Here is a 21925-nt window from a genome sequence, read left to right on the forward strand (position 1 = left end):
GTGTCCTCATCTGCCGCCCGCATCACCGCGGTTGACACCTACGACATCCGCTTCCCCACCTCGCGTGAGCTCGACGGCTCCGACGCGATGAACCCGGACCCCGACTACTCGGCCGCGTACGTCGTACTGCGCACATCCGGCGACGACACGGCCGGCGCGGACACGGCCGGCGCGGACACGGCCGGCGACGACGCGGGCGGCGGCCCGGAGGGGCACGGCTTCACCTTCACCATCGGGCGGGGCAACGATGTCCAGGTCGCCGCGATCGAGGCGCTGCGCCCGCACATCCTCGGCCGGTCGGTCGACGAGCTGTGCGCGGACCCGGGATCGCTGGCCCGCGACCTGACGGGCGACAGCCAACTGCGCTGGCTCGGGCCCGAGAAGGGCGTGATGCACATGGCGATCGGTGCCGTCGTCAACGCCGTCTGGGACCTTGCCGCCAAACGCGCACGCAAACCGCTGTGGCAGCTGCTCGCCGACGCCACTCCCGAATGGCTCGTGTCCCAGGTGGACTTCCGGTACATCGCGGACGTCCTCACCCCCGAGGACGCGCTCCGGCTGCTGCGGCAGGGCAGAGAGGGCTCGGCGGAACGCGCCGGGCTGCTGCGGGAGAGCGGCTTTCCCGGCTACACCACCTCGCCCGGCTGGCTGGGCTACTCCGACGAGAAGCTCACCCGGCTGGCCCGCCAGGCCGTCGCCGACGGCTTCACCCAGATCAAGCTGAAGGTCGGCGCCGACCTCGCCGACGACGTACGGCGCTGCCGGGTGGCCCGAGCCGTCGTCGGGCCCGGTATCCGTATCGCCGTCGACGCCAACCAGCGGTGGAACGTCGACGAGGCCATCGAGTGGACCAAGGCGCTGGCCGAGTTCGACCCGTACTGGATCGAGGAGCCCACCAGTCCCGACGACGTCCTCGGCCATGCTGCCATCCGTAAGTCCGTCGCGCCGGTCAAGGTCGCCACCGGTGAGCACGTACAGAACCGGATCATCTTCAAGCAGCTGCTCCAGGCGGGCGCGATCGACGTCCTGCAGATCGACGCGGCCCGGGTCGGCGGCGTCAACGAGAACCTCGCGATCCTGCTCCTCGCCGCCAAGTTCGGTGTCCCCGTCTGCCCGCACGCGGGCGGCGTCGGACTGTGCGAACTCGTCCAGCACCTCTCGATGTTCGACTATGTGGCGCTGTCGGGGACGACCGAGAACCGCGTGATCGAGTACGTGGATCATCTGCACGACCACTTCCTCGACCCGGTGGTGATCAGGGACGGTCGCTACATGGCACCCATGTCACCCGGCTTCTCGGCGACCATGCGGCCCCAGTCCATCGCGGAGTTCACGTTTCCCGACGGCACGTTCTGGGCCGCCGACCTCGACCGGCAGCAGAAGCAGCAACAGCAGAAGCAGCAGAAGGAGCAGGCGGCATGAGCGACTTCGAGGGCCTCAAGGCCCTGGTGACGGGCGGCGCCTCCGGCATCGGCCGGGCCACCGCGGAACTCCTCGCCGCCCGCGGCGCCCAGGTCGCCGTGCTCGACCTGGACCCCGCGAGCGTCCAGAAGCCCCTGCTCGGCTACCGGGCGGACGTCACCGACGACGTGTCCGTACGCCGGTCGGTCGCCGCGGCGGTCGCCGACCTCGGCGGTCTCGACGTGCTGGTCAACAACGCGGGCATCGGCGCCCAGGGCACCGTCGAGGACAACGACGACGAGGACTGGCACCGCGTCATGGACGTCAATGTCGTCGGCATGGTCCGCGTGACCCGGGCGGCCCTGCCGCACCTGCGGAAGTCCTCGCACGCGGCCATCGTGAACACCTGCTCCATCGCCGCCACCGCGGGTCTTCCGCAGCGCGCCCTGTACTCCGCGTCCAAGGGCGCCGTCCTGTCGCTGACCTTCGCCATGGCGGCCGACCACGTCCGTGAGGGCGTCCGCGTCAACTGCGTGAACCCCGGCACGGTCGACACTCCGTGGGTCGGCCGACTCCTGGACGCCGCGTCCGACCCGGCCGCCGAGCGGACCGCCCTGGAGGCCCGCCAGCCCACCGGACGCCTCGTCTCGGCGGACGAGGTGGCGGGCGCCATCGCCTACCTGGCGAGCCCGCTGTCCGGCGCCACGACCGGCACCGCGCTGGCCGTGGACGGCGGTATGCAAGGGCTGCGACTTCGTCCGGCGGGCCAGTGAGCGGGCCGGTGAGCGGGCCGGTGAACAGGCTCGGCCGCAGCGGCGTCGAGATCACTACCCTCGCCCTCGGCGCGGCCGGCATCGGCAACCTCTTCACCGAGGTCGGCGACGGGCAGGCGGACGAGACCGTGGGCGCCGCCTGGGACGCGGGCATCCGCTACTTCGACACCGCGCCCCACTACGGCATCGGCCTCTCCGAACGACGCCTGGGCGCGGCCCTGCGGGAGCACCCCCGGTCGGCGTACACCATCTCGACCAAGGTGGGCCGCCGCCTGGAACCCGCCGACGCGGGCGGCGACGACCTGGCCAACGGTTTCGCGGTGCCCGCCACCCACCGCCGCGTATGGGACTTCAGCGCGGACGGCGTACGCCGCACTCTCGACGCCAGTCTGGAGCGGCTCGGCCTCGACCGGGTGGACGTCGTCTACCTCCACGACCCGGACGACCACGCCGAGGAAGCCTTCCGCGAGGCGTACCCCGCCCTGGAGGAATTCCGCTCGCAGGGCGTGGTGGGCGCGATAGGCGCGGGCATGAACCAGACCGAGATGCTCACCCGCTTCGTCCGCGACACCGACGTCGACGTGGTGCTCTGCGCCGGGCGCTACACGCTGCTGGACCAGCGGGCGCTCACAGACCTGCTGCCTGCCGCGCAGGAGCGGGGCACGTCCGTCGTCATCGGCGGCGCCTTCAACTCCGGTCTGCTGGCCGACCCGAAGCCGGGAGCGACGTACAACTACGCCGCCGCGCCGCCCGAGTTGCTGGACCGGGCCCTGGCCCTCAAGGCGGTGGCGGAGCGGCACGGCACCACCCTGCGGGCGGCCGCCCTCGCTTTCTGCGCCGCCCACCCGGCCGTCGCCTCCGTCCTCGTGGGCGCCCGGTCGCCGCACGAACTGCGGGACTGCGCCGAGCAGTTCGCGGCCCCTGTGCCCGTGGGTCTCTGGCAGGACCTGCGGGACGCGGACCTCCTGCCCGCCGAGGCCCCGGTGCCCGGCGAGCACGCGTCGAAGCCGAAGGAGGAGCCATCATGAGAGTGGCCCTGCACACCAAGGTCCGCGCCGACCGCGTCGCCGAGTACGACGCCGCCCACCGCGAGGTCCCCGAGAAACTCACGGACGCCATTCGCGCCGCCGGAGCCTCCTCCTGGACGATCTGGCGCAGCGGCACCGACCTCTTCCACGTCCTGGAGTGCGAGGACTACCAGCGACTCCTCGCCGAACTGGAGAAACTGCCGGTCAACATCGCCTGGCAGGCCCGGATGGCGGAGCTGCTGGACGTGGTGCACGACTACTCGGCCGAGGGCTCGCAGGCCGGGCTGCCGGTCGTCTGGGAGCTGCCGTGACCGTACGCACGGGCGCCGTCGACGCTCACCATCACGTCTGGGACCTCTCCGTACGGGACCAGGACTGGATCACCGGGCCCGAACTGGCGCCCCTCAGAAGGAACTTCACCGTCGAGGGCCTGGAACCTGAGGCGCGTGCCGTCGGAGTCTCCCGAACCGTGCTCGTGCAGACGGTCACGGTGGCGGAGGAGACCCCGGAGTTCCTGGCCCTCGCGGAGGAACACGACCTGATCGGCGGAGTCGTCGGCTGGACCGACCTCACCAGCCCCGATGTCGCGGACGAACTGGCCCGCCTGCGTGAGCTGCCGGGCGGCCGGTACCTGAAGGGCATCCGCCACCAGGTCCAGGGTGAACCCGACCCCGAGTGGCTGTCGCGCCCGGATGTCCGCCGAGGACTCACCGCGGTGGCGGCGGCCGGGCTCGTGTACGACCTGGTGGTACTTCCCCACCAGCTTCCGGCCTGCACCAGGGCGGCCGCCGCCCTGCCCGATCTCACCTTCGTCCTGGACCACTTGGGGAAGCCGCCCATTGCCTCAGGTGAACCGGAGCCATGGGCCTGCGACACCAAGGCACTCGCCGCCCGGCCGAACACCGTCTGCAAGCTGTCCGGGCTGGTCACGGAGGCGGATCCGCGGGGCTGGACGGTGGCGGACCTGGCGCCCTACGGGGACACGGTGCTGGATGCCTTCGGACCCGGTCGCCTGATGTTCGGGTCCGACTGGCCGGTGTGCACGCTCGTCGCCTCGTACGCCGAAGTCATCGACATCGCGGGGCAGTTGACCGAAAAACTCGACGCGGGTGAGCGGCAGGAGGTCTTCGCGGGCACCGCGACCCGCGTCTACGGCCTCTGAGCTCGGAAGCCCTCTAGGAGTTCAGCCGTGTCGGCGGGAAGAACTCCCGCACGTAGGTCCGCTCCCAGCACGCGCCCGTCCTCCGCAGCTCCTGCCAGGTCGTGTACCGGTAGCGGTAGAGGCGGGCCCGGACGTAGCTGGGCGGGGCGCCCGGGGGGAACGGGCTGTGGCGCAGCAGGCGCAGGGTGTCGCGGTCGTTCTCCAGGAGCCGCTCCACGAAACCGCCGAACCAGGGGTCGGCGTAGGAGGGGGAGAGCGCCGCGAACCACATCATCCAGTCGAGCCGCAGATGGTAAGGGGCGAACTGGCGGGGCCAGCGCCGTGGATCGCCCGGCTTGCCCCTGAACTCGTACTCCCGCCATCCCGCGTCCTCCCGGGGTGCCGGATCGGTGGTGCCCTCGACCACCACCTCGTACCGGGTGCGGCTGACGCTGCCGAACGCCCCGTAGGTGTTCACCAGGTGGAGCGGGTCGAAGGAGCGGTTCATGGACTGGTGGCGGGAGATCATGTTGCGGACCGGGCCGTGGCTGAGGAACACGATCAGCGCCGCGGCCGCGAGGACCACGATCTCGTACCAGAGCGGGCTGCCCGGGACGGCCGGGGCCCTGCCGGGAAGCCGCAGGGCCGGCAGGGCCAGCACGATCGTGATCCAGTTCAGCCAGGAGAAGTTCCCGGACAGAACCAGCCACAGCTGGGTGACGATCATCAGGGAAGCGGCGGCCGTGGCGATGGGCTGAGGGGCGAACAGCAGGAAGGGCACGACGAGCTGGGTGACGTGGTTGGCGGCCACCTCGGCCCGGTGGAAAGGTTTCGGGAGGTGGTGGAAGAACCAGCTCAGCGGGCCCGGCATCGGCTGGGTCTCGTGGTGGAAGTCGAGGCAGGTCAGTTCGCGCCAGCAGGCGTCGCCGCGCATCTTGATCAGACCGGCCCCGAACTCCACGCGGAACAGGATCCAGCGCAGCAGGAGGAGCACCACGACGGGCGGGGCGACCTCGTCGTTGCCCAGGAACACCGCGAGGAAGCCGGTCTCCAGGAGCAGGGACTCCCATCCGAAGCCGTACCAGGTCTGGCCGACGTTCACGATCGACAGATACAGCACCCAGGGGACGAGCCAGAGCAGCATGCCGCCCCACAGCGGGAGTCGGTTGTCCAGGCCCGCGACCAGCGCCGCCGACACCGCACAGCCGGTCCAGGCCCAGGCCGCGAAGAAACGGTCGGAGCAGTGGAGGTGGAACACGCTCGGTGCCCGCCGGAACGGCACCCGGGCCACGAACCGGGACACGGGCAGCATGCCGCGCTCGCCGATGAGCGCGCGGAACTGCAGCGCCGCGCCCAGGAACGCGACGAGATAGACCACGGCCAGCGCCCGCTGGAAGACCAGGCGGCTCGTCCAGTACTCGGAAGCGGTGAACCACTCCACGCCGAGCGCTCCCTTCCCTCTCATGGTGACGCTGTGTGACCCTGCTTGCGGAGCGACAAGGCTACGTCCTACAAGTCGAGGATTCGGGTAAACCCTGACAAGGTGGGCTCATGGTTGATCGGGGTGCGAGCGCCCTGTCACTCCCGGACGACTGGCCCGCCCACCCGGATCCGATTCTGGCGCTCAACCGCATGGGCAGTTTCGACTGGGACCTGGACCACGGCGTCATGCGGTTGGACGCACTGGCCCGCGAGATCTTCGACATGCGCCCCGAGGACTACGCCGGCCGCCCGGAGGACCTGGCGGCGCGGCTGCCCCCGGACGAGGCCCACCGCCTGGACGTGCACGTCTCCCAGTCCCTCAAGGACGGCAGCGAGAGCTACGGGGCGTACTTCCGTATCCGCCGCCGGGACGGCACCCTGCGCTGGACCCACACCCAGGGCCACATCCAGCGCGACGAGACCGGTCGGCCCTGCCGCATCATCGGCATCGTCCGCGACGCCACGCAGGAACTGGACGAGGCCCGGGAACGCCACGAGCAGGCCGCCCTGGACGACGAGGCCCGCCGACGGCAGACGGACGTCGTACAGACCACCACGGCGGCGCTCGCGCACGCCCGCACGGTCCAGGACGTCATCGACGTACTGGAGAACAACCAGGGCGTCACCCACCTGGGCGCGACCAGCCTGGTCATGGGCCTGGTCGAGGCCGGCCGCATCCGGCTGGTCGCCGAGGGCCCCGTGGGCAGCTTCGTGCCCGGCACCCTGGTCACCCACATCGACGAGCAGTACCCGATGAGCGAGGTCGTGCGCACCCTCACCCCGCGCTTCATCGAGTCGCCGAAGGAGTTCGCCGAGTCCTATCCGCTGCTGTGGCCGCACATCACCGAACTCGACATCACCTCGGCGGCCTATCTGCCGCTCATCGCGCAGGCCAGGCCCATCGGGGCCATGGGGCTGCTCTACAACGACCGGCGCGGCTTCTCCGCCCAGGACCGCAACGTTCTCGTCGCACTGTGCAGCAGCATCGCGCAGAGCCTCCAGCGCGCCATGCTCTACGAGCAGGAGAAGGACCTCGCCCAGGGCCTCCAGCAGGCCATGCTGCCGCGCTCGATCCCGAGCGTCCCCGGCGCCGACGTCGCCGTGCGCTACCGCTCCGGCTCCCTCGGCCGCGAGATCGGCGGCGACTGGTACGACGTGATCCAGCTTCCCGGGGGCCGGGTCGGCGCCGTCATCGGTGACGTCCAGGGGCACGACACGCATGCGGCCGCCGTCATGGGCCAGCTGCGCATCGTCCTGCGCGCCTACGCGGCCGAGGGCCACACCCCCGCAACCGTCATGGCCCGCGCCTCCGTCTTCCTGCACGAACTCGACACCGAGCGCTTCGCGACCTGTCTGTACGCGGAGGCCGACCTGGCCACCGGAGTGGTCCAGATCGTCCGGGCCGGGCACATCGACCCGCTGGTCCGCGACACGGACGGCAGCTGCCGCCAGCTCCCCGTCGAAGGAGGGCTGCCGCTCGGCCTGTCCGCCGGGTTCGGGCGCCTGGAATACCCGGTCAACACCCTCGAACTCGACCCCGGCCAGACGCTGCTCCTGTGCACCGACGGCCTGGTCGAACAGCCGGGTATCGACCTCGACGACGGCATGCGGACCCTCCGCGCGCTCGTCGCCACGGGACCCGACGACGTCCGCGACCTCGCCGACCGGCTCATCGACGTCGCGGAGGAACGCGGCGGCGAGGACGACGTGGCGCTGCTCCTGCTGCGCCGGCTGAGCGTGGACGCGCGCCGCTCCGAGGGGCGGCTCCAGCAACACGTCGGGCCCGGGGACCCCGAGGCGCTCACCGAGGCCCGGCACATGATCCGCGCCGCCGTACGGGCCTGGGGCGCCCGTGACAGCGCGGACGAGATCGAGCTGGTCGCCGACGAACTGATCACCAACGCCCTCATGCACACGGAAGGCTCCGCCATCGTCACCCTGCGCGCCCTCACCGGTCCGGACCGCAGGCTGCGTGTCGAGGTAGAGGACGCGTCCAGTGCCCTGCCGCGACGTCGGGAGGCGGGGGAGGCAGGAGTCTCCGGGAGGGGCCTCCTGCTGGTGGACCGCCTCGCGGACGTGTGGGGTGTGGAGGCCCGGGGCGGCGGAAAGTGCGTGTGGTGCGAGTTTCTGGTGCCGGACCGGGAGGCGCCGGACCGTGGATGAGCGGCCGTGAGTGAAGGGCCGCGAGCGCGGGGCCGCAGGGCTGCGCGCGGGTGTGACGTGCGGCTTTGTGGCGGCCGGGGGCTCAGTTGCCCGCGCCCTCCGCGGGGCGCCGGTGGCACCCTGGACCTATGCCGGAACTGCCCGAGGTCGAAGCGCTGAAGAACTTCCTGGCCGAACGCCTGGTCGGTCACGAGATCACCCGCGTGCTGCCCGTCGCGATCAGCGTGCTGAAGACGTACGACCCGCCGCTCACCGCTCTGGAGGGGCGCGAGGTCACCGCCGTGCGCCGGCACGGCAAGTTCCTGGACCTGCTGACGGCCGACGGCCCGCACATGGTCACGCATCTGGCACGGGCGGGCTGGCTCCACTGGAAGGACCGGCTGCCCGACGGGCCGCCACGCCCCGGCAAGGGCCCGCTGGCGATGCGCGTGGCCCTGGAGACCGGCGCGGGCTTCGACCTCACCGAGGCCGGCACCCAGAAGCGGCTGGCGGTGTACGTCGTACGGGACCCGGGAGAGGTCCCCGGTGTGGCCCGTCTCGGCCCGGACCCGCTGGCCGACGACTTCGACGAGGCCCGCTTCGCCAGGCTCCTGGACGGCGAGCGCCGACAGCTCAAGGGCGCCCTGCGCGACCAGAGCCTGATCGCGGGAGTGGGGAACGCCTACAGCGACGAGATCCTGCACGCCGCGCGGATGTCGCCCTTCAAGCTCGCCTCCGCGCTGACCCCGCAGGAGACCCGGCGCCTGTACGAGGCGCTGCGTGCCACCCTCACGGCGGCCGTCGAGCGCTCCCGCGCCGTGGCCGCGGGCAGGCTGAAGGCCGAGAAGAAGAGCGGCCTGCGCGTCCACGGACGTACCGGCGAGCCCTGTCCGGTCTGCGGCGACACCGTCCGCGAGGTCTCCTTCAGCGACTCGTCGCTCCAGTACTGCCCCACCTGCCAGACAGGTGGCAAGCCCCTGGCGGACCGCAGGACGTCCAAGTTCCTGAAGTAGCCGGCGCACCGGCTGCACGGCGCGTACCGGGCCAGGGCGTGCACCGGAGACAGGCGGGTCAGGGTGCCTTGAGCGTCACGAGCCGCTTCCCGTCCGTCGTCCGCACCTCGTACCGGACGATGTCGGAGGGATGCATCGCGGCGGCGCCCTTCATCGCGTCGGGAGACGGCGAGGCGTTGCCGGGCACGGTCCAGCTCAGGACGACCTGTTCCGAGCCGTCGCGGTCGATGGCGACGAGTACGCAGGACTGGTGGGCGGACGCGTGCTTGACCTTGGCGTCCACCTCGCTGCCGTAGGCCCGGTCGAGGGTGGTGACCTCGGCCCACACCCCGGTTCCCGAGTCGGTGGCGGCGACCGTCCTGCCGCCCGCGCTCTCGTCCCCGGCGATGACCGCGATCGCGGGCCCGCCGACGGCGAAGACCACGGCGGCGGCGACCGCGAACAGCCAGCGCCTGCGCCCGTTCCTGCGGGTCGAGCCGACGTCGTCCAGGAGCCGGTCCAGCAGGCCCGGTCCCGCTTGGGTCATGGGGTTCACCGAGCGTGGCGTCGCCTCGGCGTACGCCCGCAACGATCGTGTCGTCGCGGACAGTTCATGTATCTGAACCGCACACTGGGGACACTCCATGAGGTGGTCCTCGAAGCGGAATGCATCCGCCTCGTCCAGCACGCCTAGCGCGTATGCGCCGACGTCGCGGTGGCGTTCCAGCGACCTCATACCAAATCCTCATGCCGTGCCGATGGGGGGGTGTGCGGGGGAGTAGCTACTTGCCCACCGGTACGCAGGGGACCGCTGAATCACTCAAGTCTTGCCGGGAAAGCAACCGGGAGATTCGGAGCAGTCGGACCCACGGATTGGTCGAGGTTGAAAAAAACTGGTCAGCGGAGCCGGCTGACGGACACTGTCACAAGATTCGGTTGTAAAGATCAGAAGAGATGGATCGCCAGGTGTCCCAGTGGCAGCCCCAGTTGCCAGGCCGGGGTCCAGACCTTCGGGCCGTCGTCCTCCCCGATGACAGGGCCACCGCCCGGCACCGCGTCCAGGTCGGGCGCGAGCAGCTCGGTCTCCTCCAGCCAGCGCCAGGCCGCCGTCGCCAGGTCCAGATCCGGCGCCGGACCGCCCGATTCGACGGCCTCGGCCTCAAGTCCCTCCATGCGCTCCCGCACCCAGTCCTGCCACGGCTGGTCGTACGCCGTCAGGGAAAGCCACGTCTCCAGCTGTGTCACCACCCGGATGCCGGAGAGCTCGCCACTCGTGTCCGACAGGAAGATGGTGAGCGCCAGGGCATCACGCCCGGCGCGGAACTCGAAGGACGTGGGCGGCATCAGGTCGCCGGTCCGCAGCAGTTCGTCGGCGATGTATTCGGCGTACAGCCAGGCCATGGGGACGGTGAGTTCACCGCCGCCCGTGCCGCCCGTGCTCTCTTGACCTCTGTGCAGCATCCCTTCCTGCCCTCCTCCGGTGCGTGCGCGTCGCCCGAACCCGGGCCCCAACCGGGAACACGGATGAGGACAGCTGATTGCTCAACCATGATCCTCAGCAAGGCGCTTTACGGAGGCTTGACCTAGCCTCCGGTTTCACCGCAGGTCGGCCGCGTATCCCGGAAGAACCCGGCGCAGGGCGCGCAGCGCGTAGTACGCGCGAGACTTCACCGTACCGGGCGGAATCCCCAGGGCCACGGCAGCCTCCGCCACACTCGCCCCGCGGAAATACACCTGCACCAGGACTTCGCGATGCTCGGGAGTGAGTGTCTTCACAGCGTCCCGCACATCGAGGGTCGCCACGGAGCGTTCCGCGTGATCGGCCGCGACCCGCGCGCTCTCCAGCACGGCGTCCCCGACCTCGGCGGGCCGCGCCTGCCGGGCCCGCCGGGCGTCGATGGCGAGGCGCCGCCCCACGGTCAGCAGCCAGGGCCGTACGGAATCGAAGTCGTCGGCGCGCAGGGCCTCGGGATGCTGCCAGGCTCGTACGAATGTCTCCTGCACCAGATCCTCGGCACGCTGCCGGTCTCCGTCGGAGAGCCTCAGCATCAGGGCGAAGAGCGGTGCTCCGTGCTCCCGCTGCAATTCGGCCAGCTCGTGCTCGGCGGTCGTCCTGCTGGTCATGGTGATGGCGGCCGTCATGGCCGTATGCCAGCGCAGGGCGTCCCGCCGGGACAGGGGCAGGACACGGCTCGTCGGCAGACGGTCGAACCCGTCGGCGAACGGTACGACGAACGGTCAACCGGGACGGAAGGCTCCGCCTCCGCCTGCCGCGATGGCCCTGTCCCGATCTCGCCTGTCCTGATTTCGCCAGTCCCGATCCCGGCCTCGACGGTGCGGCTTACGGCACCACCGTGACCGGCCAGCGCCCCGCCTTCACCAACCGGATCGCGACGGAGCCGACGATCCGGTGCCCGGCCTGCTCCGACGCGCCCACCACGACGGCGTCCGCCTTGAGCTGGTCGGCCGCCGTGACGAGGCCGTTGTACGGGTCGCCGCGGAAGGTGTGGAACTCCCAGCGCACATCGAATATGCCCTTGACCTGCTCGGCCGCCGCCTGGATGTCCCGGACCAGCTCCTCGGCGATCTGGTCGGTCGTCTCGGCGACCGGAACCCCCATCGCGGCCCCGGCCGCCATCACCGGCTGCACGTACACCAGGGTCAGCAGCGCCCGCTGCCGCCGGGCCAGGCCCCCGGCATAGGAGGCCGCACGCAACGACGACTCGGAGCCGTCCAGGCCGACCATGATGACCTTGGGTCCGTCGGTGCCACGTTCGAACTGGTGGGAGTGCTGTTCCGTCACGGCCTGAGGCTATCGGACCCGGCGGATCCGGCCGCCGTCCGGGACCCCGCCGCCCGTCCGCGGAACGCCGATGCTCTCAACGGGTGTTTTCATACGACCGCACCGGTGGCGCAGTGCTGTGGTGTGCCACCTCCGGGCGAGTGATTAGTCATGAATAAGGATCAGTCCCTCTCGCGGCGCCGGATGTTGCTCGCCGGAGCCGTCGGCCTCGGAGCGGCGGCTGTGGCCGGCACGGCACAGCTGTTCACCGGCGACATCGGCCCCCCGGTCCGGTCCTCCGCCGCTCCCGCCCCTCCTGCCGCCGGAGCCCAGGCGAACAGGGCGGCCCGGAAGCCCTCCGCCTACCGTCTTCAGCCCATCGCCGGATACGGGCCGGTCCGCGGCACGGCCGCACGTACCCTCGTACGGCACGAGCCGTTCCTGCGTGTGTCAGGGCGCGGCCGCAGCATGGTGCTGACCTTCGACGACGGTCCCGACCCCCGCTACACCCCGGACATCCTGCGGCTCCTCAAGGACCACGACGTGCGCGCCATGTTCTTCGTGTGCGGCGAGATGGCCGCCGACAACAAGGATCTGCTGCGTCGGATGTCGGACGAGGGGCACATCGTCGGCAACCACACCTGGTCCCACCCGCTCCTGACCCGGCTCAGCAGGTCCGCGATCCGCTCCCAGATGGAGCGCACCTGCGACGTCATCCAGGAGGCGTACGGCGAGCGGCCCGGCTGGTTCCGTGCGCCGTACGGGGCCTGGAACCGGGCCGCCTTCCAGATCGGCGCCCAGCTCGGCATGGAGCCGCTCGCCTGGACCGTCGACACCCTCGACTGGACGGAGCCCGGTGCCCGTTCCATCGAGCGCCGGGTCATCAAGGGCGCCGCCCCGGGTGTCGTGGTTCTCGGGCACGACGCGGGCGGCGACCGCTCGCAGAGCGTGAAGGCGCTGCGCGACTATCTTCCGCGGCTGCTGGACTCGGGCTACCGGATCACCGTGCCCCGGCGGCGGCTCACATAGGGCCGTAAACCGCTGGAGCTGCTGGCGCTGCTGGAACTCCTGCAGCTCCAGCAGCTCCTGGCGAACTTCGTGGAGGCCCGTGGAATTCCACGGGCCTCCACGCGCTCAGCGGACCTCGACCATACGGGCGAACGCGACGACGTTCCCGTCGTAGCCGTTCTGCTTGGAGAAACCGCCTCCGCAGGTGATGACACGCAGTTCGGGGTTTCCGCTGTTTCCGTAGACGCGGTCTCCGGGAAAGTCGGTCTTCTCGAACACCTCGACGCCGTAGATCTCGAAAACGGCGATCTTTCCGTCCCGGCGGCGGATCTCCACGCGATTTCCCTTTTTCAGGGCCCCGAGGCCGTAGAAGACGGCCGGCCCCTGCCGGTTGTCGACATGGCCCACGACGACGGCCGTGCCCTTCTCGCCGGGCGAGACCGCGCCCGAGAACCAGCCCGCGAGATTCGGGTTCTCCGGCGACGGTGCGTCCACCCAGCCCTCCATGTCGAGGCCCACCGGCACGGTGGGGGCGTCGACCTGGATCGCCGGGATCCTGATGCGGTCCACCACGGAGAACGGCAGGGGAGCCGCAGCGCTCTGCCGGGGCCGGTCCGCGACGGCGCTGTCCGCGGCGGCGGCCGTCGCGGGCTGCGGGGGCCCCACGTCGAACTCTCCCGAACCATTGCGAATGAGAGCGAGGCCGGTCAGCAGAACAAGTGCTATGACACCCCATGGAGCGCGCTTCTTGGGGCGCTCCTCCTCGTCGACCAGCTCGGACACGGACATTCGCAAACCCCTCTCGACGCGGCCGTCGCCCCGTCCGTCGCGCATACGAGAACGCTAAGCGCGGCAAGCGCGCGGGGCGACGGGAGAGGTGCGAACGGGTGGCGGGGAGGGGCGCGGTGCGCCATCCGAGTCGCCACCGGAAGATATTTTCTGACGGTCCGTGACCTGCGGCAATATCCGATTGTGTTCCTTTTCGTCGGCGTGTCCTCTCACCAGGACGGACCATTCTCGAAATGCGGCCCTGTGCACGACAACTGAGTGTCTGTCTGGGAGGTGTTCTCTCGCCGATCGACCCGGGGACGTTCCCCGGGGCGCCTCCCGCGGAGGATCACATGCTCACCACTCGTGCCCTGGCGGTCTCTGCGACAGCGGTCGCCGCCCTCGGACTCACCGTTCCTCAGGCCGTGGCCTGGGACTCCTCGAGCAATATCGTCGCCATGCCCAGCGCCATCGCCCGGGGCGGACAGCTCACCGTGACCGTCGACGGCTGCCCGAAGGGCGGCAGCATGACGTCCAACGCGTTTCCGCGGACCGTTCTCTCGCCGATCATGACTAACAGCGAGACGTCGAAGGGAACCGCGATCATCAACCACTCGGCCACGCCGGGCTCGTACGACGTCACGGTCCACTGCCACGGCAAGCCCCAGCTCACGAAGTCCGCTGCCTTCACCGTCATCGGCGGTGTCCGCGGCGGCCTCGGCGGCAGCAGTTCCAGGGGCGCCACGCCGACCGACATGACGATCGGCGGCACGCTGGTCGGACTGGCGCTCGTCGGCGGCGGGGTGTTCTGGATGCGCCGCCGTTCCGAGAGCAAGATCTGATCCCGGCCCTCTCGAAGACGGACTGCCCCCTTCGGAGACCGGCTCGCACTGAACGGCCCTTCGCCCCGGACCTTTGAGTGGTTCCGGGGCGAAAGGCCGTCGTGGTTCCGGGGCGAAGGGCCGTCCGGCGCGTCAGCCGCTCTGTTCGCCGGTGCGCCTGCGTGACCAGTAGTACGCCGCGCCGACCGAGCCGGCGACGAGCGCTGCCCCGAGGCCGATCTCGCTCAGGTCGAAGCCGCCGGCGGTGCCGCCGACGCCCGCCTTGACGCCGCGGTGGGCCGGAGGACGCGTCGGATCGTCGGGGCGGCCGGTGGCGATGGTGAGATCCGTATGGCCGGATTCGTGCCCGCAGCGGAACGTCACCTTGTACACCGCGCCGGGTTCGGCATCCCAGTCGACGGTGGCCGAGCCGGTGGACTGTCCCCTGTGGAGCGTCACCGTGTCGAAGACGCCGGAGGTGACCTGGGTCTCCGACTCGCAGTCGTTGACCGAGAGCGTGACGCGGCCGCCCGCGGCGATGGTCGACGGCGAGACGTCGAAGCCGAACGAGGTGATGTTGCGGTCGCTGTCGCCGTCGCCGTCTCCGTGGCCCTCGGCGACGGCGACGGGCGTGGTGAGGGTCAGGGCGGTCATGCCCAGCAGTGCCGCCGAGGCGACGCGTATCGCGCGCATAGGTGAGTCCTCCGGGTCCCCGAGGAGCAGCCCGCGGACCTTTTCCGCTGCGCCGTACGTGCACCTCGACGATCGAAACGCTAGGAAGGTGCGGGCGAAGGCGCGATCGCAGTCGCGCGAATGGGGTAATCGTGTGGGCCGAACAGGTTGTCCCGTACCGGCGTCCGGGGGACGGGCGCGGCGTGGCGCCCGCCCCCCCCCGGGCGGCTCCCGGTGCGGCCCCGTCACCCTCCGGGTACGGGTTCCCCGGGCGGGTCCGTCACTTCGCCGCTTCGGGGAAGTGCGTCAGGAACGGGTCCGCCGTCGCCGTGATCCCGCGGCTGTAGGGAGCGTCGAAGTCCCAGATCAGGAAGAGCAGGAAGGCGATCAGCGCGGCGAACAGGCCCGCCAGGATCACCTCGCGCAGGGTGCGGCGGATCTGCAGGGCGAAGATCAACCCGACGGTCACCACGGCCCCGGTGATCAGACCGAACCACACGACACCCGGCATGGTCGGCGCCGTCGACTCCGCCCGGGCGGTGCGCGCGGTGTCGGCCGCGGTCACCTGGTCGAGGAGCGGCTGGTAGGCCTGCGCCTCGAAGTCCGTCCGCGGCTCGTAGTCGGTGATGTCGTGGCGGACCCGGGCCAGCAGCTTCTCCCCCTGGCCGGTGACGTGACCGTGGTCGGTCATGCTCTTCCACTCGGTGGTCACGACATGGTGGACATAGGCGTCGACATCGTCCCGGATGCGGTCGCGCACATCGGGAGGGTAGACGCGTACGCGCTCGGAGATCTCGTGCAGCGCGGACGCCTCCGCCTGGACGTGGTCCTCGGCGACGCCCCGCGCCTCCCAGACGCCGGCGATGGCCAGGCCGAGCACGATGGCGTAGACCACGCCGATCATCATCGTCATGTACTCGATGACGTCCGGAGTGTCGGACGGATCGTCGGTCTCGGCGACCGTGTGGTGCCGCACGAAGGTGACGATCAGGACGACGACGGCGGCAGCCGCCATCGCGAGGGCGAGAACAAGCCATTCCGACAAGGATTCCTCCAGGGGTCAGCGCGGGCGCAGCGCGGCGGCGGCGAGCACCGCGGGCGCGGTGATGAGCAGGGTGAGCGACACCAGGGACGGGCCGCCGCGGGGCGGGGCCTTGCGCGCTCTGACGCGGTACGGCGGATAGCTCACCGGCGACGGGCCGGGCCGCGCTCTGGGAGCCGGAGCCGGAGCCGGGGGCGGCGCGGGAGGTGCCGGGCGGGGCGCGGCGGACATCGGCCGCGGCGTCACGGGCGTGGGCGGGGCGACGGCCACCGGGGCGGGGGCGGGGGCGGGGGCGGGGGCCGGCTTCGGCGGGGGAGGCGGCGTGGGCGTCGGTGTGGGGGCCGGCTTCGGCGGGGGTTCGGGTGGGGGAGGGGGTTTCTGCGTCGGGCTGGGGGGAGCGGGCGTCGGTGTCGGGGAGGGAGAAGGCGTCGGGCAGTTGCCCGCGACCGCCACCGCTCCGCCGCCACCGGGGCCGGCGGAGGCGTACGCGCACGCGTCGGCGGCCGCGGGGGCCGGTGCGCCGCTCGCGATCCAGGTCAGGGTGAGCAGCGCCAGCAGCCGTATGCCGATGGCGAGTCGGAGCGGCGGCGTGGTGCGTAGTGGTCCAGGTCGTCGTGGTCGAGGCACGATCGCGATCATCGGGCCCTGCGCGATCGCACACACGGGACTGACGGGGTAATTGCCCCGAAGGAGGGACAACCGGGCATCACGCGGTTGCCGAACGCCGCCGAACGGTGCGGGGCGGCGCCGGACGGCGCTCAGGGAAAGGGCTTCGGCCGGCCTCTCGACCCCCATCCTGAGCAGGCATCCCGGGCGTTACCAGAAAGAAATGTGTGCTCTCTTTGAACAATCACCGCACCCCCGCCCGTACCTAGGGCCATACGCGGTGCTGAGCAGTGCCGCAACACCTATGCAAACAGCGGGAGTTACCAATGAAGACCTCCTGGCGGAGCGCCTCACTCGTAGCGTCAGCTGCGGCAGTGCTGGTGCTGACGACGGCGTGCGGTCAGGAAGATGCGGGCACTTCCACCGGAAGCCAGAACGTGGGCGCGGCGCCCGCGGCCAACGGTTACGGTTCGGCGGGGGCGGCGGCGAGCCCGGGGACCGAGACGGGTGCCGCGGCCGCGCCGGGGCAGGGTGCGGCCGCACAGAGTGCCGGTCAGCTTGCCGTGGCGGACACCGACAAGCTCGGTGAAGTGGTCACGGACAGCGCGGGCATGACGCTGTACCGCTTCGACAAGGACACGGCCGAGCCGCCGAAGTCGACCTGTGACGGCGACTGCGCCACGGCCTGGCCCCCGGTCCCGTCCTCGGGTGCCGCGGCCCCGGTGGGCATTGACAAGTCCCTGCTCGGCGAGGTCACCCGTACCGACGGTACGAAGCAGCTGACCATCGACGGTTGGCCGCAGTACCGGTTCGCGAAGGACACCAAGGCCGGTGAGACCAAGGGTCAGGGTGTGGGCGGCACTTGGTACGCCTCGGCACCCACCGGCAAGAAGGCGGCCGCGGCGGCCGGGGGCGGCGAGGCGGCCGGAGGCGGCGAGGCCGCCGCCGACCTGCCCGGTCTGTCGACCCGTAACGACCCGGAGCTCGGCGAGGTCGTCGTCGACAAGAACGGCATGACGGTCTACCGGTTCGAGAAGGACGTCCCGTGGCCGATGAAGTCGAACTGCATCGGCGCGTGCCTGGAGAAGTGGCCGGTCGTCGAGCCGGTGGACGCCGCCGACACCAAGGGCATCGACAACAAGAACGACGGCAAGCGCGGCTACGTCATCAACAACCGTCCGGACGGACTCAAGCAGCAGAGCATCGACTGCTGGCCGCTCTACACCTTCGCGGGTGACAAGAAGGCCGGTGACACCAACGGCCAGGGTGTCGGCGGCACTTGGTACGCGATCTCTCCCGAGGGCAAGCCGCTCGGCAAGCCGAAGTAGCCACCGGCAGCATCGAGCCCTCCGGAACGTCGAGTCTTCCGGAACAACGCGCCCTCCGGAACATCGGAGCAAGTGCGCATCATCACCGCTTCGCCCCCTCCGCACCGCACGGAGGGGGCGAAGCGGGTTTTTCACATCTGAACCGCTCCCGTCGCGACTCTTCGTGACTCCACGCGATTCCCTCAGATCTCTTTCCGCTCTCTTTGGAGTGCTTCGGGGCGATTTCGCAAGGCATTCCGTACCGGCAGGTGCCGGAGGCCGGCGGTCTTGAACGGACGGTCAATTTCCGTTTCCACTCGCCCCATTGGCGGGCGATCAGTAGCCTCTGCTCGAACACTGGATCGTCTACGCCTTGGAGAGACAGATGGAGCGTCCCGCCTGGGCCCCACGCGGCATCGACATCTCGGTGCCCAGTGTGAGCCGCATCTACGACTACTACCTGGGCGGATCGCACAACTTCGAGGTCGACAGGGAAGCGGCGCGCAGGGCCATGGAGTTCATGCCGGGCCTCCCCAAGATCATGCAGACGAACCGGGCGTTCCTGCGCCGCGCCGTGCGGTACGCGGCCGCCGAGGGCATCACCCAGTTCCTGGACATCGGCTCGGGCATACCCACCTTCGGCAACGTCCACGAGGTGGCCCAGAGCGCCTGCTCCGGCGCACGCGTCGTCTACGTCGACCACGACCCGGTGGCCGTCGCCCACAGCGAGTCCGTCCTGGCCGACAACGAGGACGCGGACGCCGTCGCCGGTGACCTCCGCAAGCCCCGGGAGATCCTGGCGAGTCCTCGGCTGCAGCGCCTGATAGACCTGAATCAGCCAGTCGCTCTACTCCTCGTTGCCATACTGCACTTCGTGGAGGACGAGGACGACCCGTACGGGGCTGTGGCAGAGCTGAGGGACGCGCTGGCGCCCGGCAGCCTGTTCGTCGTCACGCACGCCTCGTACGAGGGGATCCCGCTCCCCCCGGCGCGGGCCGGTGGTGCCGTCGACGTCTACAAGGACATCCGAAACCCGCTGATCATGCGCTCGCGCGAGGACATCGCGCGGTTCTTCGAGGGGTACGACATGGTGGAACCCGGACTGGTGCCGATGCCGAACTGGCGGCCCGACCCGGTGCCCGAGGACGAGGATCCTTATTCCTACTCGGGTTTCGCGGGCGTGGGGCGCGCGGCGTGACCGCGGAGCCGGACGGGCCGGAGGACAGACTGCGCAGGTTCGCGACGATCTGGAGCCGGGCTGTCTTCCCGGTGACCGCCACGTCGCTGACCCGGCCGGAGTTCGAGCAGCGCCTCCTGCCGCTCGCACGGCGGCTCAGCGAGGCGCTGCGGGCCAGGATGTTCGAGGCGGCCGAGGGACAGGCCGTCGGAGCCGCGCTCATCGGGGCGCACTGCACCGAGCCCGAGGCCCTCAGCGCCTCACTCGACTGCGTCGACGCCTATCTGGTGCTCTACTGCGGCGGTGACGGGCCCCAGGACGCCCTGCGCGCCCGCTCCGCGCGGCTGCAGCACGCCATGGCCGCCGGATTCGCGCAGGCGCTGCGGGACCGGACACTGGCCGAGCAGGAGGCCATCGCACGGGCCGCCCTGCAGGCCCAGGGCATCGTCGCGGACGCGCTGCACGCTACCGAGGCACGCTTTCGCGCGGTCTTCGAGGGCGCGGCCATCGGCATCGGCGTCGCCGACCTCGACGGCAACATCCTGCAGATGAACAACGCCCTGCTGCGCATGTTCGGCGGCACCGAGCAGCTGATGCGCGGGCGCAACGTCACCGAGTGGACCCACCCCGAGGACGCCCCGCAGGTCTGGCGGCTCTACGAGGAGCTGGTCACCGGCCACCGCGAGCACTACCACGTGGAGAAGGCCTTCTACCGGCCTGACGGAACGGTTCTGTGGACCAACCTCACCGTCTCGCTGCTGCGTGACGCGGACGGGCAGCCGCAGTACCAGCTCGCCCTCATGGAGGACACCACCGAGCGCAGGCTGCTCAACCTCCGGCTCCGCTACGAGGCGACGCACGACGCGCTCACCGGACTGCCCAACCGCACCCTGTTCTTCGAGCGGCTCGACAAGGCCGTCGCCGCGGGCGGCGAAGGCATGCGCTTCGGCCTCTGCTACCTCGACCTCGACGGCTTCAAGACCATCAACGACAGCCTCGGGCACGCGGCGGGAGACCGGCTGCTCGTCGAGGTCGCCGACCGGCTGCAGTCCTGCGCGACCGCGCCCGGCGAGATGGTGGCCCGGCTCGGCGGCGACGAGTTCGTGGCCCTGACCACCGGGCCCGACACCGAGAACGAGGTCGACGCGCTCGCCGACCGCATCATGAACGCCCTGGTCAGTCCGGTGCGCATCGACGGCCGGGAACTGACGGTCCGCGGCAGCATCGGCATCGTCGAGGGCCCGGCGGGCGAGCGCGGCCCCGCGGAGGTGCTGCGCAGCGCCGACATCACGATGTACCGGGCCAAGTCGGCGGGCGGCAACCGTTACGAGCTGGCCGACGCCGAGGCCGACGCCCGCGCCATCACCCGGCACGGGCTCACCACGGCGCTGCCCGCGGCGCTGGACCGGGGCGAGTTCTTCATCGAGTACCAGCCGCTCGTCCATCTCGGGGACGGCAGTGTGCACGGCGCCGAGGCACTCGTCCGCTGGCTGCACCCGCAGCACGGCGTACTCGGCCCCGACCGGTTCATCCCGCTCGCCGAGCACACCGGCCTGATCGTCCCGCTGGGCCGCTGGGTCCTGGAACAGTCGGTCCGCCAGGCCCGCGTGTGGCAGGAACGTCACTCCGGCGCCGGCCCGCTGCGCATCAACGTCAACCTTTCCCCGTGCCAGCTGACCCACCCCGGCCTGGTCTCCGACACGGTCGACATCCTGGAGCGCGTCGGCCTCGAACCGAACGCGCTCTGCCTGGAGGTCACCGAGTCCGCGCTGATCGGCGCCGACGACGACCTCCTCAAGCCGCTGCGCCGACTCGCCGAGATGGGCGTCGACATCGCGCTGGACGACTTCGGAACGGGCTACTCGAACCTCGCCAACCTGCGCCGCCTCCCGGTGAGCATCCTCAAGCTCGACCGGTCCTTCACCCAGGGCATGCAGCAGTTTCCCGCCGATCCCGTCGACCTCAAGATCGTCGAAGGGATCGTCACCCTCGCCCACAGCCTCGACCTCGCGGTCACGGTCGAGGGCGTGGAGACGGGGGCCCAGGCCGAGCAGCTGCGCCTCCTGGGCTGTGACACGGCCCAGGGCTGGTACTACGCCCGCCCGGGTCCTCCGGACCGCCTGCACGACCTGGCACTGGTGGACGCGACCGGCTGAGCGCCGCGCTTGGAGATGGCTCCGCTGCGCCGTCCGAGGGTGCGGGTGCGTCGTGGCTGGGCGCGCAGTTCCCCGCGCCCCTAAACAGCGGGGGGCTGAGCCCCCCGCTGCTGAAAGACAGGGGCACAGCCCCGTCTTTCAGGGGCGCGGGGAACTGCGCGCCCAGCCCCCACCGGGGCCGCGGCACTAGGGCGCGTATCGAGTCGTGATCAATTTGTGGGATCCGCCCTCGCTCCAGTTCCTGGTTCGGTATTTGTTCTTGCATGACGCGCGTACAACTGACCGATGGGGAGTGGGAGTTCATCGAGCCGTACCTGCCGATCGGCGAGTACGGCCCGTATCCCGTGCGGCTGCGCCAGCAGTTCGAGGGCGTGATCTGGCGATTCAAGACCGGCGGGCAGTGGCGGGAGATGCCAGCCGAGTTCGGTGCCTGGTCGACCGTGCACAACCGCTTCCGCCAGTGGCGGGACGCCGGCGTCTTCGAGGCCCTGTTGGAGGGGCAGATCGCGGAGGCGGCGAAACGGGGTGAGGCGGACTTGTCCCTGGTCTTGTGTCCTGAACATGAATAGGAGTTGGTTGTAGGGCAGCTTCTGGAAATGGTGCTGTGGGGGAGATGAAGGTTTTGTG

21 protein-coding genes and 1 pseudogene are annotated in these 21925 nt (G+C 70.6%); 13 read left to right on the plus strand and 9 right to left on the minus strand.

All coding sequences use genetic code 11. The annotated features are described in order from the left end of the window. From AB0D14_RS38935 to AB0D14_RS38955, 5 genes are read left to right on the plus strand one after another with little or no spacing between them, the layout of a single operon-like run. A complete protein-coding gene (locus tag AB0D14_RS38935; protein ID WP_362788349.1) occupies window positions 1-1422 on the plus strand; it encodes an L-fuconate dehydratase in 1422 nt (473 codons plus the stop codon). Then, window positions 1419-2174: an SDR family oxidoreductase gene (locus AB0D14_RS38940; protein ID WP_362788351.1), complete on the plus strand. Its 756-nt coding sequence runs from the start codon at window positions 1419-1421 to the stop codon at window positions 2172-2174. Before AB0D14_RS38935 ends, AB0D14_RS38940 begins: the two co-directional genes overlap by 4 nt. Before the next feature lie 20 nt (window positions 2175-2194). Then, window positions 2195-3202 carry an aldo/keto reductase gene (locus tag AB0D14_RS38945; RefSeq protein ID WP_362788404.1) on the plus strand — a complete coding sequence of 336 codons (1008 nt, stop codon included), beginning with the start codon at window positions 2195-2197 and terminating at the stop codon, window positions 3200-3202. Further along, on the plus strand, window positions 3199-3513 hold the full coding sequence (locus AB0D14_RS38950; protein ID WP_362788354.1) for an L-rhamnose mutarotase: 315 nt from the start codon (window positions 3199-3201) through the stop codon (window positions 3511-3513). Before AB0D14_RS38945 ends, AB0D14_RS38950 begins: the two co-directional genes overlap by 4 nt. Beyond that, window positions 3510-4364 (plus strand): amidohydrolase family protein, encoded by an 855-nt coding sequence (locus AB0D14_RS38955; protein WP_362788357.1) that lies wholly within the window; start codon window positions 3510-3512, stop codon window positions 4362-4364. Before AB0D14_RS38950 ends, AB0D14_RS38955 begins: the two co-directional genes overlap by 4 nt. A 13-nt stretch (window positions 4365-4377) precedes the next feature. Here the strand turns inward: AB0D14_RS38955 and AB0D14_RS38960 are convergent, their stop codons facing one another. Next, window positions 4378-5784 (minus strand): lipase maturation factor family protein, encoded by a 1407-nt coding sequence (locus AB0D14_RS38960; protein WP_362788407.1) that lies wholly within the window; start codon window positions 5782-5784, stop codon window positions 4378-4380. Between the two features lie 110 nt (window positions 5785-5894). Here AB0D14_RS38960 and AB0D14_RS38965 point away from each other — a divergent pair, with 110 nt between their 5' ends. Next, complete coding sequence (locus tag AB0D14_RS38965) at window positions 5895-7988, plus strand: SpoIIE family protein phosphatase (RefSeq protein WP_362788359.1); 2094 nt, start codon at window positions 5895-5897, stop codon at window positions 7986-7988. Between the two features lie 128 nt (window positions 7989-8116). Then, the gene (locus AB0D14_RS38970; RefSeq protein ID WP_362788362.1) at window positions 8117-8980 is read left to right on the plus strand and encodes a DNA-formamidopyrimidine glycosylase family protein; all 864 of its coding nucleotides are present in this window, start codon (window positions 8117-8119) and stop codon (window positions 8978-8980) included. A 58-nt stretch (window positions 8981-9038) separates the two neighbouring features. Here the strand turns inward: AB0D14_RS38970 and AB0D14_RS38975 are convergent, their stop codons facing one another. The 4 genes from AB0D14_RS38975 to AB0D14_RS38990 all read right to left on the minus strand — a co-directional run bounded on the left by AB0D14_RS38975 (window position 9039) and on the right by AB0D14_RS38990 (window position 11762). Further along, complete coding sequence (locus tag AB0D14_RS38975) at window positions 9039-9695, minus strand: zf-HC2 domain-containing protein (protein WP_362788365.1); 657 nt, start codon at window positions 9693-9695, stop codon at window positions 9039-9041. Between the two features lie 209 nt (window positions 9696-9904). Beyond that, the gene (locus AB0D14_RS38980) at window positions 9905-10420 is read right to left on the minus strand and encodes a hypothetical protein (RefSeq protein ID WP_362788368.1); all 516 of its coding nucleotides are present in this window, start codon (window positions 10418-10420) and stop codon (window positions 9905-9907) included. 135 nt (window positions 10421-10555) lie between these two features. Beyond that, window positions 10556-11101, minus strand: a complete 546-nt coding sequence (locus AB0D14_RS38985; RefSeq protein ID WP_362788370.1) for a sigma-70 family RNA polymerase sigma factor — start codon at window positions 11099-11101, stop codon at window positions 10556-10558. A gap of 199 nt (window positions 11102-11300) precedes the next feature. After that, a complete protein-coding gene (locus tag AB0D14_RS38990; RefSeq protein ID WP_362788373.1) occupies window positions 11301-11762 on the minus strand; it encodes a universal stress protein in 462 nt (153 codons plus the stop codon). 150 nt (window positions 11763-11912) lie between these two features. Between AB0D14_RS38990 and AB0D14_RS38995 the strand changes: the two genes are divergently transcribed. Next, window positions 11913-12770 (plus strand): polysaccharide deacetylase family protein, encoded by an 858-nt coding sequence (locus AB0D14_RS38995; protein ID WP_362788376.1) that lies wholly within the window; start codon window positions 11913-11915, stop codon window positions 12768-12770. 105 nt (window positions 12771-12875) lie between these two features. On the opposite strand, the gene AB0D14_RS39000 is transcribed toward AB0D14_RS38995, so the two are convergent. Next, window positions 12876-13538, minus strand: a complete 663-nt coding sequence (locus AB0D14_RS39000; protein ID WP_362788379.1) for a class F sortase — start codon at window positions 13536-13538, stop codon at window positions 12876-12878. A 332-nt stretch (window positions 13539-13870) separates the two neighbouring features. Here AB0D14_RS39000 and AB0D14_RS39005 point away from each other — a divergent pair, with 332 nt between their 5' ends. Next, on the plus strand, window positions 13871-14359 hold the full coding sequence (locus AB0D14_RS39005; RefSeq protein WP_362788382.1) for a hypothetical protein: 489 nt from the start codon (window positions 13871-13873) through the stop codon (window positions 14357-14359). A 132-nt stretch (window positions 14360-14491) separates the two neighbouring features. On the opposite strand, the gene AB0D14_RS39010 is transcribed toward AB0D14_RS39005, so the two are convergent. The 3 genes from AB0D14_RS39010 to AB0D14_RS39020 form a co-directional block, all read right to left on the minus strand. After that, window positions 14492-15031 (minus strand): hypothetical protein, encoded by a 540-nt coding sequence (locus AB0D14_RS39010; RefSeq protein WP_362788385.1) that lies wholly within the window; start codon window positions 15029-15031, stop codon window positions 14492-14494. Between the two features lie 259 nt (window positions 15032-15290). Further along, window positions 15291-16055 (minus strand): hypothetical protein, encoded by a 765-nt coding sequence (locus AB0D14_RS39015; RefSeq protein WP_362788388.1) that lies wholly within the window; start codon window positions 16053-16055, stop codon window positions 15291-15293. 15 nt (window positions 16056-16070) lie between these two features. Beyond that, the gene (locus AB0D14_RS39020; RefSeq protein WP_362788390.1) at window positions 16071-16679 is read right to left on the minus strand and encodes a hypothetical protein; all 609 of its coding nucleotides are present in this window, start codon (window positions 16677-16679) and stop codon (window positions 16071-16073) included. 305 nt (window positions 16680-16984) lie between these two features. Between AB0D14_RS39020 and AB0D14_RS39025 the strand changes: the two genes are divergently transcribed. From AB0D14_RS39025 to AB0D14_RS39040, 4 genes and pseudogenes are all read left to right on the plus strand, one after another. Then, entirely contained in the window at window positions 16985-17986 is a 1002-nt protein-coding gene (locus tag AB0D14_RS39025) for an SCO0930 family lipoprotein (RefSeq protein ID WP_362788393.1), read from the plus strand. A 364-nt stretch (window positions 17987-18350) separates the two neighbouring features. After that, complete coding sequence (locus AB0D14_RS39030) at window positions 18351-19163, plus strand: SAM-dependent methyltransferase (RefSeq protein ID WP_362788396.1); 813 nt, start codon at window positions 18351-18353, stop codon at window positions 19161-19163. Beyond that, complete coding sequence (locus AB0D14_RS39035; protein ID WP_362788399.1) at window positions 19160-21298, plus strand: EAL domain-containing protein; 2139 nt, start codon at window positions 19160-19162, stop codon at window positions 21296-21298. The genes AB0D14_RS39030 and AB0D14_RS39035 overlap by 4 nt, the downstream gene beginning before the upstream one ends. Window positions 21299-21561: 263 nt before the next feature. After that, window positions 21562-21846: pseudogene (locus tag AB0D14_RS39040) on the plus strand (transposase); the annotation flags it as partial. Between the last annotated feature and the right edge of the window lie 79 nt (window positions 21847-21925).

It is taken from the genome of Streptomyces sp. NPDC048484 (assembly GCF_040651415.1).
Classification (GTDB): domain Bacteria; phylum Actinomycetota; class Actinomycetes; order Streptomycetales; family Streptomycetaceae; genus Streptomyces.

What these genes read in the sequence shown, in the direction of transcription:
- AB0D14_RS39000 (WP_362788379.1), bottom strand. Translation starts at nt 13,538, where the DNA reads ATGTCCGTGTCCGAGCTGGTCGACGAGGAGGAGCGCCCCAAGAAGCGC.
- AB0D14_RS38995 (WP_362788376.1), top strand. Translation starts at nt 11,913, where the DNA reads ATGAATAAGGATCAGTCCCTCTCGCGGCGCCGGATGTTGCTCGCCGGA.
- AB0D14_RS38975 (WP_362788365.1), bottom strand. Translation starts at nt 9,695, where the DNA reads ATGAGGTCGCTGGAACGCCACCGCGACGTCGGCGCATACGCGCTAGGC.
- AB0D14_RS38950 (WP_362788354.1), top strand. Translation starts at nt 3,199, where the DNA reads ATGAGAGTGGCCCTGCACACCAAGGTCCGCGCCGACCGCGTCGCCGAG.
- AB0D14_RS38970 (WP_362788362.1), top strand. Translation starts at nt 8,117, where the DNA reads ATGCCGGAACTGCCCGAGGTCGAAGCGCTGAAGAACTTCCTGGCCGAA.
- AB0D14_RS39025 (WP_362788393.1), top strand. Translation starts at nt 16,985, where the DNA reads ATGAAGACCTCCTGGCGGAGCGCCTCACTCGTAGCGTCAGCTGCGGCA.
- AB0D14_RS38940 (WP_362788351.1), top strand. Translation starts at nt 1,419, where the DNA reads ATGAGCGACTTCGAGGGCCTCAAGGCCCTGGTGACGGGCGGCGCCTCC.
- AB0D14_RS38985 (WP_362788370.1), bottom strand. Translation starts at nt 11,101, where the DNA reads ATGACGGCCGCCATCACCATGACCAGCAGGACGACCGCCGAGCACGAG.
- AB0D14_RS38965 (WP_362788359.1), top strand. Translation starts at nt 5,895, where the DNA reads ATGGTTGATCGGGGTGCGAGCGCCCTGTCACTCCCGGACGACTGGCCC.
- AB0D14_RS39010 (WP_362788385.1), bottom strand. Translation starts at nt 15,031, where the DNA reads ATGCGCGCGATACGCGTCGCCTCGGCGGCACTGCTGGGCATGACCGCC.
- AB0D14_RS38980 (WP_362788368.1), bottom strand. Translation starts at nt 10,420, where the DNA reads ATGCTGCACAGAGGTCAAGAGAGCACGGGCGGCACGGGCGGCGGTGAA.
- AB0D14_RS39005 (WP_362788382.1), top strand. Translation starts at nt 13,871, where the DNA reads ATGCTCACCACTCGTGCCCTGGCGGTCTCTGCGACAGCGGTCGCCGCC.
- AB0D14_RS39030 (WP_362788396.1), top strand. Translation starts at nt 18,351, where the DNA reads ATGGAGCGTCCCGCCTGGGCCCCACGCGGCATCGACATCTCGGTGCCC.